Source organism: Anabaena sp. UHCC 0204 (assembly GCF_009711975.1).
Classification (GTDB): Bacteria; Cyanobacteriota; Cyanobacteriia; order Cyanobacteriales; family Nostocaceae; genus Dolichospermum.
This window is the reverse complement of record NZ_VIKW01000020.1, coordinates 67,666-81,416: the sequence shown is the minus strand read 5'-3', so window position 1 is coordinate 81,416 and position 13,751 is coordinate 67,666. Positions and strand designations below refer to the sequence as shown.

Here is a 13,751-nt window from a genome sequence, read left to right as displayed (position 1 = left end):
TTCTTCCTACTCCCTGTTCCCTAATAAGTTAATAACTAATGATTCACAGATAATATGCTTAATAATATGAGTCTTCCATTATCCAGTTTGACAGTGAGCCAGATGTTCGGGCAAAAAATAATTAGACCACTTACTGCTGCTACCCTCTACGGGATTGCTTTCATTAAAGATCGACTTATTGCTATTGATACGGTAAAAGGCCATTTGTTGGAAATTGACCCCCTCACCGATAACAGCAAGATTATCAATCCCCACCAAGTTCGAGAATTTCAAGAAGTTACCGGTTTAGCTGTTTGGGAGGATGATCTCTGGGTGACTCGTGGTAATGGTGTTTATTTATGCAAAGTCGCATCCTTGGGTTTAGAGCATTTTATTACTTTACCTTATCCTGCGGATGGCGTTGCAGTTTGGGATTCTACCGTTTATGTTAGTTGCCAAAGACTTGGCTATATTTTGATTTTTGACCGTGATACCCGCAAGGAAATTACTAGATTTTATGCCCCTGGTGTAGGTATAGAAAATTTGGCGGTGACGAAGGAAACTCTCTGGGTATGCGATCGCACGGAACAAACAGTTTACTCTATGGATAGGGCAACTGGAGAAGTTCGTTTTAGTGTTTTGACTCCTTTTGATTCTCCTACAGGTATCGCCGTTCATGGACAAGATGACACAGGCAAAGATTGTCTTTATGTGGCATATTCCAGCGAAGAACCTTATATTCGGGATAATCCTAATGCTGATCCCTGTCATGAATTAACGTACCGCGATCGCACATTTATTCATCCCCTATACTATCATTACGACCCAGATAAACGCTACGCCCTCTCTAATGGTTATCTATTAGAAATGTCTTATGTGGAGGAAATTGCCCCCCTTGATGAAGTTTATTTAGCCGATATAGAATGGCGAATTGCCTTACCCTCGGAAACAGAACGGCAAAAGGTCAAACAAGTTGAAGCAATAGGTTTACCTTTCACTGAAGAAATCATTGACGGACAAAGAGTAGCCCTGTTTAAATTTGATACCCTCGCCCCCGGTGAACGGCATATATTTGGTTGGAAGGCACTTGTAGAAGTCCGCGGTATTAAATATCGTATTACTCCCAACGATGTGGAAAATGTCACAGAACCATCACCAGAATTAAAAACTCGCTATCTGGTGGATGATGATGACTTGGCAATGAATACTGATATTGTTATCCGTGCAGCCCGTACAGCAGTGAGTTCGGAAACTAATATATTACGGAAAATGTATAGTATCCGTAACTACGTTTACGATCAATTAGCTTATGGTATTAAACCTCATATTGATTCACCAGATATAGTTTTAGATCGGGGTACTGGTTCTTGTGGAGAATATGTCGGTGTATTACTAGCACTTTGTCGCCTTAATGGTATTCCTTGTCGTACTGTTGGTAGATACAAATCTCCAATTTATGCCGAACATCAAGGAGTTCCTCTCCAACCCGATTTTAATCATGTTTGGTTAGAGTTCTATATTCCCGGTATTGGTTGGTTGCCAATGGAATCTAACCCTGATGATATTGAGGAAGGTGGACCATATCCCACAAGGTTCTTCATGGGTTTATGTTGGTATCATATCGAAATCGGCAAAGGTATATCTTTTGAAACTTTAACCAGTAATGGAGTTCGTTTAACGAAGGAAGAAGTTGCCCTTGGTGACTTGGCTATCAATCATATCCGGTTTACAATCCTGAAGGAATTACCACCTTTTGAAAGTACGACAGGTTAATTTTCAGGAACTGCCAATTTAACAAATACCCAAAAATTTCTTCTCCTGCGGGCATTCTCTAAGATATAAGGTTGGGTTTCGTGCCATTGCTCCGCAATGCTGACGCGAACAACCCAAAACCCAACCTACGAATCAAGGCTTTTTTCAATTTGGCTAAGGTATTACTGATAAAACTTATTTTTTTCCTTAGAATTAAAATGGTAGTAATATTTTGAGGCTAGAAGTCAGGAAATGTTACATGGCAAAAGATCGTTTTCACAATGCAGTGAGAACTGCCTTGGAGAAAGAAGGATGGATAATCACGGCTGATCCTTATCAGGTAAGCGTTGGAGATGTAGACTTTGAAATTGACTTAGCAGCAGAGATGTTAGCAGCCGAACGAGCAGGAGAAAAAATTGCTGTTGAAATCAAAAGCTTTATTGGTGGTTCAAATGTTTCCGAATTTCATACCGCTCTTGGACAATTTCTGAATTACCAATTTGCTCTGGAAGAATTTGATCCGCAACGAAGATTATATCTGGCAATACCCGAATCAGTTTATAACTCATTCTTTCAACGTCGTTTTACCAAAGCAGTAATTACTAGAAATCAAATCAACTTACTCATTTATCAGCCAAAACAGGAGATAATTGTCCAATGGCAGTAGAAGAGTATCGTCAAATTGTTCAAAATTTAATTCTAGAAAAAGCGCAAAGGCGATTTTCTCCAGAAGAAATTGAAGCTCAAGCGGTTATAGATGCTAACCATGACCACTATCTTCTACTACATACTGGTTGGCGTGGCAATAATCGTACTCATGGATGCAGTATACATATTGATATCAAAGACGGCAAAATCTGGATACAGCATGATGGCACTGAAGCTGGAATTGCTACATTACTACTTGAAAAAGGTGTACCTAAAGAAGATATAGTGTTAGGTTTCCATGCGCCTGATATGCGCGAATTTACAGAATTTGCTACTCATTGATGCTGTATGAAATACACAAATTATTCAACACTCAATGATCTTTATTAGGACTTACGCAAAATGTAACTGCAAAGCTTATTCTTGCGTAGGGGTAATTCATGAATTACCCCTACTTTCGTTCTGTTTTGCGTAAGTCCTGTTTTTGTGAAACCTTCTTAACAACTTCTAAAATTTATTCAGATGTTAAGACATTGACACTTTTATCTTTAGGCGTAAATTCAAAGGTTACAGGTTGAAAATTTCTAGGATAAAGATAATCTGATAAATCATTTTCTAACAGTGCTTCTATTTCTTCATCCGTTTTGACTCTTGGGACAATTTTCTTTGTCATAAATTTGTCTTTATCCCAATCAAAGTCTCTACTATATCTTAAATACCCGACTTTTCCCATAAATCGGGTATTGTAAAAAACAATGACCAATAACCAACTACCGGGGCTGAACCTTTAAACCACGACGTTCCAGGACTTGCCGTACCTGGGGACTAGGTGTGTAGTTATAACCATAAGCAGAACGCTCTGAGTCATCCATAATTTGAGGTGTCAGCAATACAATCACCTCTCTGCGTTCATTCTGTCTATTTGTGCTTCTGAACAGCGAGCCTATGAGAGGAATATCACCCAAAATAGGAATCTTGGTTACAGTTGTTCTGTCCTGGTCTTGAATAATACCGGAGAGAATTAGTGTTTGACCATCTCTCAAACGAACTAAACCAGATTGTAAAGAACGTTCAGATACCAAAAATATTGTTTGGTTATTACCTGAAATATTAAGAACAGCTGAAGATTGAGGTGCTTTAACGACAGGTGCAACTGAGAGGGAAACAAAACCATTATCGTCAATGCGATCAACTTTTACGCCTAAAGTTAAACCTACATCTGTTTTTTCTGCTGTTACCGTTTGTATGGAAGTACCTTCACCGCGAGTTGTTTCGCTCTTAATGTTTCCTACCACTTCTTGAGTAAGTTTAACACTAGCTGTTTGACCTTCTTGGACAATTAAACTTGGATCAGTAAGGATCTTGGCATTGCCGCTGATAACCTGAGCTTGCAAACTAGCAAGAAGACGTTTGGGGAATTGGTATAAAGTTGGTAGTTCATATGTAATTTCAGTTGGAGTATCAGGTGTTGTTGTAGTTTGAAAACCAAACTGAGTAGGCTGACCAGTAACAGGGTCAATAGCAGTCGGTACAATCGAAGTAGTACTTGTTCCTGGCGTTCCTGGAGTAATTTCTGTAATACCTGATGCTGTTGGATTAGAACTTACACCAGCAGTGGGAGTCCCTGTATTGGGATCTCTTCGGTCAAGAAAAATATTGGCACTCCCAAGTGGATTAGGGGTAACAGGTGTATCATTCACAATGTTTCTTGCTTCAGAGCTATTGGCTGGCCTCGATCCACCAAAATTCAGACTAGCTGCACCACCATCAACAGAGAAGTAATTATTACCAACCCCAAAGGAAAAGCTAGTGTTATAAAGTTGCTCTCCCGATAGGTTAACATCAATAATTTTGACATTCACCACAACTTGACGACGGCGTATATCAAGTTGAGTTAGTTGAGTGGTTGCCATCTCAACTATTTTAGGATTACCAATCAAAGTAATAGAATTTGTGCGCTCGTCTCCTAATGCCTGTAATCCTCTCAGTAAAGGTGTTGAATCTTCATATTTGACTCGCTGCACTTCTATTTTTGTTTCTGTGGTAGTTTGAGTTTGGGTAATGGGAGCTACTCCAGTCCCAACTGCTACAGCATTAACGCTAGTAACTTGTCTTTCCCTGCTGACGGCACTTTCTGCACCCAAACCCACTAAGAAGTTTAACGCAACATCCACTGTTACCTGATTTAGTCGCAAACTCCGCATGACATTATCACGGGTGGAGTTAGGTAATTTAGCTCCGACAAAAATCGTCCGTCCCGTGCGGTTAGCTTCTAAACCACTCAAGCGCAAAACGTAGTTAAAGACATCTTGCACAGGTTCGTTTTCTATATCTAGGGAAATTGTTTCAGATGCCTTAGTTGCACCCGCAGCACCGCCTGGTGCTGCTCCTTCACCACCGCTATAAACTAAGTTTAAATTAGCAGCCCGCGCTAACAGTGATAAAACTTCTCTCACAGGTGCATCACGCAACACCAAACGGGGAACTCGTTCTTGAGTACCTAAATCTATACTTGTAGGGGATGTATCAATGTTAGATTGAGTAATATCTCCTACTGGTGGAGCAACGGCTCTGGGTAAAAAAGGCGGCGCTTGGTTATAAGGTTGATTTGGTCCTGCGGCTTGGGCAATTTTACCGTCAATGGTGACTTCTGGGTTAGGTACTAGAATATCTGGCCGTTTACCTGGTTCATCTGGTCTATATTCAGATGTCGTCGCTGGGGCTGCTAGAACCCTTTCTGTCGGCTTTGTGGGGTTAGATGCTGTTGTATTTGTGGTAGTGGTAAAGCCAAGGGTGAGATTATTATCTTTTCGCATGACAGGCTGACTGCTTGGTGCATCATCAATACCTATGACTGTCACCCGAATGCTATTAGTATCTAATTGTTTAACTTCGATCGCCGCAATTCCTGGTGCGGGGTTTTCTTGACGGAAGTTATTACCCTGGGGTAAACGTAGTTGAGCATTAATGACATCTGCAACTAAGGATTTATCTTTTTTCGTTGTGAATACTTGGGGGCGATCGCCTGCCGCAGTTTGTAAAATTACACTAACTCCCCCTTCAATGGGATTGAGTTTAACATCAGTAATTTGTGTTACTTGTGCTAAAACTGGTTGGGCTGCTAAGATTACACAAGCGGCAGCACTTGATACAAAAACATTATTATGAAACTGTTTCACAGTTCATTCCTCACATAAAATAAAAGTCTAAATTGTCGCTTATCTCTATTTTTTTAACCGCAAATTGAGAATTCGCAGTTACTGATTGTCTATATAGTCATCTTGGGGAACATTTGCACAACCTCCTGATACATAAATCAATCTATTTTTGACTTTTACATCAAATTTGATTATTTTTTGGGTGCGTTAGCTGCTGCTGTTTTTGCGGCTAATTCTGCTGTTTCTTCTGAGGTTAGTGGCATTAAAGCTTCTAATTCAAAAGTTGTTGTCAGTTTACCAACACCAATTCGCACGGCATTTTCTTTATCTCCTGATACCTCTGGTGCAGCCAATTTGGAGTTATAGTTTTTGACTAATAATAAAGGCTGTAATTGTTCGATTTTTCGCATAATTGATTGGGTTTGATCAAAATTTCCCTCAATTTCTACATTGATAATGCTGCGTTTGAGTTTATTATTAACTTCTGCCCCAAGAGAGCCATCTTCTATTAATTGCGGTTTTTCAGAAACAGGAACAAATTTTTTTAATTTTGCTCTAACTGCATTCCCAAAAATTTGACCATTACTAGCATCTATTAACCGACTGGTATCTAGCAACAAGGTGTCTAAACTTCTTTCATCGGCAAATAAAGCTAAAACTTGTTTTTGTTGTTGTTTAGCTGCTGTTAAATCTGCTTCGATTTTGCCAATTTGTTTGGCTTGGCTTTTCTTTTGCTCAACTTCTGTTTGTAGTTGATCACGTTTGGTTTGCTGTTGTTGATAGGTATCCCAAGCGGGCATTGCCATATTCAGCAGCATATATCCCGCACCTAAAAAACCTAAAACGCCGACTATACCGCCAATAATAGGTGTTGTGAGGGTGATACCAAAGAGGACGGGGGAAGACCCTTGAATCTCCGTGCCTCTTTCTGGAAAATTTAGTTCATCACTAAGTGTCATTGAGGGATGACTCCTACTTTTTTGATATTACGAAGTCTATCTACTAATCCGAGTGTGCCTTTCTTCTCTAATTCCTGAATTAAATCAGATGCGGGAACGGTACTCAGACCTGTTTTAATGGTGTATTTAACCACTTGGGGTGGTTTAATTATGGACTCAGACCTGTCAGTTTCTGGGGGGACAAAACCAGTAATTTCTGGTGCGTCTATTAACTCTGCTGTAATGATTCTAGTTTCCTCCGCATTCAAAAATTGAGATTGTCCTAAACTCAGAGCAAAATCGTTTACTAAAGCATAGGAACGAGCAAAACCAGAAATTTCTAATGATCCAGCGGTATTGCTAGGAGTTGCAGTTACAGCACCTTTACCAGGGAGGGAAGCCGCGATTTGCTTGATATCTTCAATCTGCACTTGATTAGGAATGCGATCGCTCAAATCCTTTAACATTGCTGACCAAGGACGTATTTGATCAAACACTGTCACTAAAGCCCTAGTTTGGTTATTAATATTGGTTGCTTCAGCTTTTAGTTTATTGAGGTTGGCTATTCTTCCATCTAAACCTTTTCCTTCCTCTTCTAGTTTGCCTATTTCCTGCGTTAATTCCGCAGTTTTACCCTCCAAAAACGAGAAACCAGCAAACACTAAACCTGGTAATACTAAACCTACTCCAACTCCGATATAAACAGGAGTCAAATTTCCTAATTGGAGAGGTTGTCTTTTAGCTTTAGTTTCACTTTTTTTCTGATATTCTGGACGGTCTTTAAGAAAGTTAATATCTAGACTGTACATTGTATTATACTCCCCGCATTCCTAGACCTAAAACAATACCCAATCCAGGACGTTTAATTAATGGATAACTTTCCGTATCTACCTCCAAAGACAAAGAAGTAATTGGATCTATTTGAGTAGTTGGTAGACTCAATCTTTGAGTAAAAAACTCATCAATTTGTGGTAGTCCTCCTCCAGGTCCTGCTAAAAAAATCTGTGCAACTTCCAGATTTTCACTTTGATTGAGGTAAAAATCAATAGATCGTCGCAGTTCATCGGATAGTTCTCCTAGCACTCTCAACATAGAAGCCATACCAGGATTACTACCTGTCACTCCTGTATTGACTGAATCAGTTGAAGTTGTAGGAATGGTCATACTCTCCAACATATCCATATCTCGTGATGCTGGTAAGTTCATTGCCCTTGACAGTGCCGTTTGGAGTTGATACGTTCCGATGGGAACTGTTCTAGAAAATTGTGGCACACCATTAATAATGATGGCAATTTCTGTACTATCAAACTCAATATCAACTAATACTGCTGCTTCTTCTGGTCCAAATAGCCGCAGTTGATCACGAACGGTGCGAATTAAGGCAAAACTATTAATTTCTAAGATATCAACAGTTAATCCTGCCTGTTCAAAAGTATTCAAGTAGGTTTGTGTTACATCTTTACGAGTAGCAACTAACAAAACTTGGACTTTTTCGATGCCATCTTCATCTACAAAGTAACCAAGCTTTTGATAATCAACATCAGCTTCTTCCCGGGGATAGGGTAAATATAAAGAAGCTTCATGGTTGAGTACCATGTCCCGTAACTCCTTGTCATCTAACTCCGATGGGACAGGAATTAAACGGACGATCGCATCTCGTCCTGGTATACAAGTAGCAACATGAGTAGCTTTAGTTTTACTTTGAGCGATCGCTTGCTGAATAATTTCTGCCATTCCTGGAGGATCAGCAATTTGACCATCAATAATTATACCTTCTGGTACTGGTACTGTAGTCAAAGATTCGATTTTTAAGCTTTGGCGTTGTTTACGTAGTTGTACTACGTTCACCCGTTCGGGTGCTAGTTCAATTCCAATACCTTTATTGGATTTACTGAAAAAACTAGTGAAGGCTTTCACCACAGTTTTACCTGCTAGATTACTAAAGAAAAATACTAAGTCGGTTGTCAGACAAGAACTTTTACCAATTAGCGATTACCGATTACCGATTACCATAATTGATATATCCTATAGTCTCCACAATTCTCTATCCTTTTTTCTTACCCAGATTAATTCTAAAAATACTACCACCTAATACGATGATTCGATTGCAGAAATTTAAACAACTGGTTTGTTGGGCATTACTAGGCTTATTTACTAGTTGGATAGTTAGTTGCAGCACAAGTAATGTGAGTAATAATCCCAAACCTGCTGCTGGTGTAGCCACAATTGAGTTTTGGACAATGCAACTCCAACCTCAATTTACCAACTACTTCCAAAGCCTGATTACGACCTTTGAATCACAAAACCCCAGTATAAAAGTAAAATGGGTAGATGTGCCTTGGTCAGCGATGGAGAACAAAATTTTAACATCTATCTCCGCAAAAACGCCACCAGATGTTGTCAACCTCAATCCAGACTTTGCTTCCCAACTAGCAGGAAAAAATGCTTGGTTAGATTTAGATGCTAACGTTCCCAGTCCAGTCCGTTCTTCTTATTTACCAAATATTTGGCAAGCAAGTAGCCTCAATGGTAAGAGTTTTGGGATTCCTTGGTATCTCACCACACGACTAACTATTTATAACACCGATTTGTTAAAACAAGCGGGTATTACAAAACCTCCTGCCACTTACGCAGAATTAGGGGAAATGGCACAACAAATTAAAGACAAGACAGGTAAGTATGCTTTCTTCGCTACTTTTGTTCCTCAAGATTCTGGTGAAGTGCTGGAATCCTTGGTACAAATGGGTGTCACTCTAGTTAATGCTGAAGGTAAAGCGGGATTTAATACTCCTCAAGGAAAAGCCGCTTTTCAATATTGGGTAGATTTGTATAAAAAAGGTTTGTTGCCAAAAGAATCTTTAACCCAAGGGCATCGTCATGCGATAGATTTATACCAATCTGGAGAAACGGCTTTTTTAGCTTCTGGTCCTGAATTTCTGAAAACTATTGCTAATAATGCCCCCAAGGTTGCCCAAGCTTCGGCTATTGCCCCACAAATTACAGGTGATACAGGTAAGAAAAATGTCGCTGTCATGAATATCGTTATTCCTCGTGATAGTAAATATCCTGATCAAGCCGTTAAGTTTGCTTTATTTGTTACTAATGACGAAAATCAATTAACCTTTGCTAAAGCTGCAAATGTTCTACCTTCTACAGTTAAGGCTTTGGCTGATACATACTTTAAGGAAGTTCCTGCTAATGCTACAACAGCAGAAAAAGGGCGGGTAATTAGTGCGACACAATTACAACAAGCAGAGGTATTAACCCCTAAACTCAAAGATTTTAAATTTTTGCAAAAATCAATTTATGAAAATTTACAAGCTGCAATGTTAGGACAAAAAACTGTAGATAAAGCTGTGGAAGATGCTGCACAGCAATGGGATAATCGTTGATTGGCGACTTGCCCTGAGCGTAGCCGAAGGGTTGGTAATGGGTAATTGGTGATTACATCCTTTTGCCTATTTCCATTTTTGAGGTTTTAAGTTTGCGTAATTTAGACATTAGACTAGGTTTTTTAACAGCCTTTTCTGCACTTTTTAACTGTTCAATAATTCCATAAACTTGATGAAGTTGTTCTTCTGTTAAATGTTTTAGTTTCTCGTGAATCATTTGTTTTGTAATCATAGTAACTTACCTCAAATAACCATTATTAAGTGCAATTATAGCAAATGACTCTCTAAAATGCTGTATTATCTAAATTGTCTGGTGTCGTACATTGTAGCGATTTGATGTAGGGGTAGCGCCCCCGTGCCTACCCCATGTTTAGGGCAACCACAGGGGGTTTGCCCCTACGTCATTTATTGGTTTAGGTATTTTTAAAATGTTTAATTAATTTTGCCCACTTACTTATTGAAGTTAAAAGTTTTTTGAACAAGTTGCTATTCAACTAATTTTACAAAAATATCAAGTTTCACTATTAGTTATTGATATTAATCAAGAGGTGGTTATCAAATGGACAAGCTAACTCATTATCAAAACTTAATCAAACAAATTTTAACTGAATATGAGAAAATTTCATCACAAGTAATTGATCCTGATATAGATGAGGTGTTAATGTTTGATGATCAAAGAAGTCAATATCTTTGGTTTAATATTGGTTGTAAAAATGATAAACGAGTAAAAACAATTTCTGTTTACATTCGCATTAAAAATGAGAAAATTTACATTGAGGAAGATTGGACTGAAGAGGGAATAGCTACAGATTTATTAAGAGAAGGTGTACCGAAAGAAGATATTGTTTTAGCTTTTTATGATCCAGAAACTCGGAAGTTGACTGAGTTTGCTGTTACTTAATAAGTTCTGATTTTTAGAGAAGTCGGGGATCTTTTTTTGCTAACGGCTGAATGATTAGAGGATGTTTTAAACTTCTATAATTTTATATTGAATTCTTCATCACTTAATTATAACAGTTAATTTTGATGATAATTTTTCACATATTCCCTAAAAATAGGCAATATTAAAAACAAGAACTTCAATCTAAATTTTATTTAAAAAATACAATAAATACATTGTAAATAAATAGTCGGTTAAAACCGACTTCAGTTTTAAGACAGGGAATAAATTCCCTGGCTGGTGTTTGAATATCAATTATTTTACATCATTCAACAATGCTCAACCTATATCAAAATGCTTTATTCTTCTCACCAATTCTCAACCTTTAAACCCTCAACTCTCAATAAATCACTATCATTAGAAACCACAGTAAAACCTTTAATAATAGCAGTAGCAGCAATTAAAATATCTTCCGTTTGAATCGGTAAACCTCGTAACCTGAGATTAGCATGAATTTCTGCTGCTTTTTCCACAATTGCTAAATCATCCAAAAAAATGATTTGATAATCTTGACAGATTTTATTAAATTCTTCTCTTTGTTTAGGAGACTTAACAGCAAATAAACCTCTCTTGATTTCAAAATATGTCATACAGCTAATATAAATTGACGCATCCTGAAATTTCATTGCTTCTAACTTTTGCATAATCTGTAAATTTTTCTTCATTGCAAAAGAAACAATGTTTGTATCTAATAAATAGCTCATTTCCTTTTCACAGCTTCATCAAAAATAGCGATTTGTTCAGGTGTCAAATCATCTAACAAACCTGATAACATTTGTGTTGACATTACAAAGCTAGAATGTTCTTTTAATTTTTCATCGGATAATTTATTAAACTGTTCATTAGTTAAATTGCGCTGAACGACATTACATAAATGCTGAATTATTTCCTTTGCATTCAGTTCTTCTTTAAATAAAGGACGTTCTTCCATCAAAATATTTACTATTTTCTCGATTCTTCTTTTCATTGATTCTTGTTGATTTTCAGTTAATAACATAATATTTCCTCCATTCAAACAATCATTTATTCATATTCTATCAAATTCTTAAAGATTACTGTTTATCCTCACTTACACAGATAAAAACTCATCAAGTATGCAAAGAACGCAAAATTTATATCCGTTTTTTGCATAATCACTTAAATTCCGTAACCTACTATACGAATTATTATAAAAAATCAACCTAATGTAACAACATCGAAATTGTTACAACCACCAACCAGGAAACTACTAACAGTTGTTTCCTCAAAGGGGCAAGTACAGAACCGATAAGAACAAGGATACACAGTTAATTAAGTCCTGTTCCCTAAAAAAAGCCCATGACAGAAGCAGCAACTACCACCGAAAAACTTAATAAATTCGAGAAATTCAAAGCTGAAAAAGACGGACTTGCAGTTAAAAACGAAATAGAAAACTTTGCCCAAATAGGTTGGGAAGCAATGGACGAAAACGACCTCAACCATCGCCTAAAATGGTTAGGTGTATTCTTCCGTCCAGTCACTCCCGGTAAATTCATGATGCGGATGCGTTTACCTAACGGTATCCTCACCAGCAATCAAATGTCTGCTTTAGCAGAAGTGGTACAGCGTTACGGTGAAAATGGCAGCGCCGATATTACCACCAGACAGAATATACAACTACGCGGGATCAAAATTGAAGATATCCCAGATATCTTTAACAAATTTCACAAAGTGGGATTGACTACTATCCAATCCGGGATGGATAACGTCCGTAATATTACAGGTGATCCTGTAGCAGGTTTGGATGCAGATGAGTTTTATGATACCAGAGAATTGGTGCAGCAAATTCAAGATATGCTCACTAATAGCGGTGAAGGTAATCCAGAATTTAGCAATCTTCCCCGTAAATTTAATATTGCAATTACGGGAGGAAGAGATAACTCAGTTCACGCAGAAATTAACGATTTAGCCTTTATTCCCGCTTTTTGGGCAAATCAAGATCAATTACCAATATTTGGTTTTAACGTCATTGTTGGCGGCTTATTTTCTGCAAAACGTTGTGAAGCTGCTATTCCTCTAAATGTCTGGGTATCCCCCGCAGAAGTTGTATTATTATGTAAGGTCATTGTTGAGATTTTCCGAAATCATGGCTTACGCGCGAATAGACAAAAAGCCCGGTTAATGTGGCTACTTGATGAATGGGGGATAGAAAAGTTTCGGGCTGAAGTAGAAAAGCGGTTTGGTAAATCATTATTACCAGCAGCAGCGAAGGATGAAATTGACTGGAAAAAACGGGATCATGTAGGGATATATCAACAAAAACAACCTGGTTTTAATTACGCAGGTTTAAATATTCCCGTCGGACGATTGTATGCTGGTGATATGTTTGAAATTGCGCGAGTAGCCGAAGTTTACGGAAGTGGAGAAATTCGGTTTACTGTAGAACAAAATGCCATTATTCCTAATATTCCTGATTCAGCATTAACAACATTTTCAACAGAACCATTGTTAGAAAGATTTGGAGTTAATCCTGGTTTATTAATGCGAAGCTTAGTATCCTGTACAGGCGCACAATTTTGCAACTTTGCATTAATAGAAACCAAAAACCGCGCCTTAGCAATGATTAAATCATTGGAATCTGAATTAATTTTATCGTGTTCTGTGCGAATTCATTGGACAGGTTGCCCTAATTCCTGTGGACAACCCCAAGTAGCAGATATTGGCTTAATGGGAACAAAAGTTAGAAAAAATGGCAAAACCTTAGAAGGAGTTGACATTTACATGGGTGGTAAAGTTGGGAAAGATGCACATTTAGGAACTTGTGTCCAAAAAAGCATTGCTTGTGAAGACTTGCAACCAATATTACGAGATTTACTTATTCAGAACTTTGGCGCAAAACTTAGGGAAGAAGCCTTAATTTCTCATTAAATCAATCGCTAAATAGAAACATCTCTGAAAATCCAAATAAAACCTGGGCAATATTCCT

14 protein-coding genes are annotated in these 13,751 nt (G+C 37.9%); 6 read left to right on the top strand and 8 right to left on the bottom strand.

From position 1 onward, the window contains the following. Positions 1-66 precede the first annotated feature (66 nt). The 3 genes from FJR04_RS16730 to FJR04_RS16720 all read left to right on the top strand — a co-directional run bounded on the left by FJR04_RS16730 (position 67) and on the right by FJR04_RS16720 (position 2,721). On the top strand, positions 67-1,752 hold the full coding sequence (locus FJR04_RS16730; protein WP_168496840.1) for a transglutaminase domain-containing protein: 1,686 nt from the start codon (positions 67-69) through the stop codon (positions 1,750-1,752). A 238-nt stretch (positions 1,753-1,990) separates the two neighbouring features. Continuing rightward, positions 1,991-2,398, top strand: coding sequence for a XisH family protein (locus FJR04_RS16725; protein ID WP_168496781.1), 408 nt, complete (start codon positions 1,991-1,993; stop codon positions 2,396-2,398). Then, positions 2,389-2,721, top strand: a complete 333-nt coding sequence (locus tag FJR04_RS16720) for a XisI protein (RefSeq protein WP_168496779.1) — start codon at positions 2,389-2,391, stop codon at positions 2,719-2,721. The genes FJR04_RS16725 and FJR04_RS16720 overlap by 10 nt, the downstream gene beginning before the upstream one ends. Before the next feature lie 172 nt (positions 2,722-2,893). On the opposite strand, the gene FJR04_RS16715 is transcribed toward FJR04_RS16720, so the two are convergent. The 5 genes from FJR04_RS16715 to pilM form a co-directional block, all read right to left on the bottom strand. Next, positions 2,894-3,112, bottom strand: a complete 219-nt coding sequence (locus FJR04_RS16715; RefSeq protein WP_254445306.1) for a CopG family antitoxin — start codon at positions 3,110-3,112, stop codon at positions 2,894-2,896. Positions 3,113-3,149: 37 nt separating this feature from the next. Continuing rightward, on the bottom strand, positions 3,150-5,558 hold the full coding sequence (locus tag FJR04_RS16710) for a type IV pilus secretin family protein (protein WP_168496775.1): 2,409 nt from the start codon (positions 5,556-5,558) through the stop codon (positions 3,150-3,152). A 170-nt stretch (positions 5,559-5,728) separates the two neighbouring features. Then, positions 5,729-6,496 (bottom strand): pilus assembly protein PilO, encoded by a 768-nt coding sequence (locus FJR04_RS16705; RefSeq protein WP_168496773.1) that lies wholly within the window; start codon positions 6,494-6,496, stop codon positions 5,729-5,731. After that, complete coding sequence (locus FJR04_RS16700; protein WP_168496771.1) at positions 6,493-7,284, bottom strand: PilN domain-containing protein; 792 nt, start codon at positions 7,282-7,284, stop codon at positions 6,493-6,495. Before FJR04_RS16700 ends, FJR04_RS16705 begins: the two co-directional genes overlap by 4 nt. Positions 7,285-7,288: 4 nt before the next feature. Continuing rightward, the gene (gene pilM, locus FJR04_RS16695) at positions 7,289-8,395 is read right to left on the bottom strand and encodes a type IV pilus biogenesis protein PilM (protein WP_168496769.1); all 1,107 of its coding nucleotides are present in this window, start codon (positions 8,393-8,395) and stop codon (positions 7,289-7,291) included. A gap of 176 nt (positions 8,396-8,571) precedes the next feature. On the opposite strand from pilM, the gene FJR04_RS16690 reads away from it, so the two are divergent. Next, a complete protein-coding gene (locus tag FJR04_RS16690; protein WP_168496767.1) occupies positions 8,572-9,867 on the top strand; it encodes a sugar ABC transporter substrate-binding protein in 1,296 nt (431 codons plus the stop codon). Positions 9,868-9,919: 52 nt separating this feature from the next. Here FJR04_RS16690 and FJR04_RS16685 read toward each other — a convergent pair whose 3' ends face one another. Further along, the gene (locus tag FJR04_RS16685; RefSeq protein WP_168496765.1) at positions 9,920-10,099 is read right to left on the bottom strand and encodes a hypothetical protein; all 180 of its coding nucleotides are present in this window, start codon (positions 10,097-10,099) and stop codon (positions 9,920-9,922) included. 327 nt (positions 10,100-10,426) lie between these two features. Here FJR04_RS16685 and FJR04_RS16680 point away from each other — a divergent pair, with 327 nt between their 5' ends. Continuing rightward, a complete protein-coding gene (locus FJR04_RS16680; RefSeq protein WP_168496763.1) occupies positions 10,427-10,768 on the top strand; it encodes a XisI protein in 342 nt (113 codons plus the stop codon). A gap of 347 nt (positions 10,769-11,115) precedes the next feature. Here FJR04_RS16680 and FJR04_RS16675 read toward each other — a convergent pair whose 3' ends face one another. Beyond that, positions 11,116-11,511: a type II toxin-antitoxin system VapC family toxin gene (locus FJR04_RS16675; RefSeq protein WP_168496761.1), complete on the bottom strand. Its 396-nt coding sequence runs from the start codon at positions 11,509-11,511 to the stop codon at positions 11,116-11,118. Beyond that, positions 11,508-11,804: a hypothetical protein gene (locus FJR04_RS16670; RefSeq protein WP_168496759.1), complete on the bottom strand. Its 297-nt coding sequence runs from the start codon at positions 11,802-11,804 to the stop codon at positions 11,508-11,510. The genes FJR04_RS16675 and FJR04_RS16670 overlap by 4 nt, the downstream gene beginning before the upstream one ends. A gap of 320 nt (positions 11,805-12,124) precedes the next feature. Between FJR04_RS16670 and FJR04_RS16665 the strand changes: the two genes are divergently transcribed. Further along, the gene (locus tag FJR04_RS16665; protein ID WP_168496757.1) at positions 12,125-13,693 is read left to right on the top strand and encodes a ferredoxin--nitrite reductase; all 1,569 of its coding nucleotides are present in this window, start codon (positions 12,125-12,127) and stop codon (positions 13,691-13,693) included. The last annotated feature ends 58 nt before the right edge of the window (positions 13,694-13,751 follow it).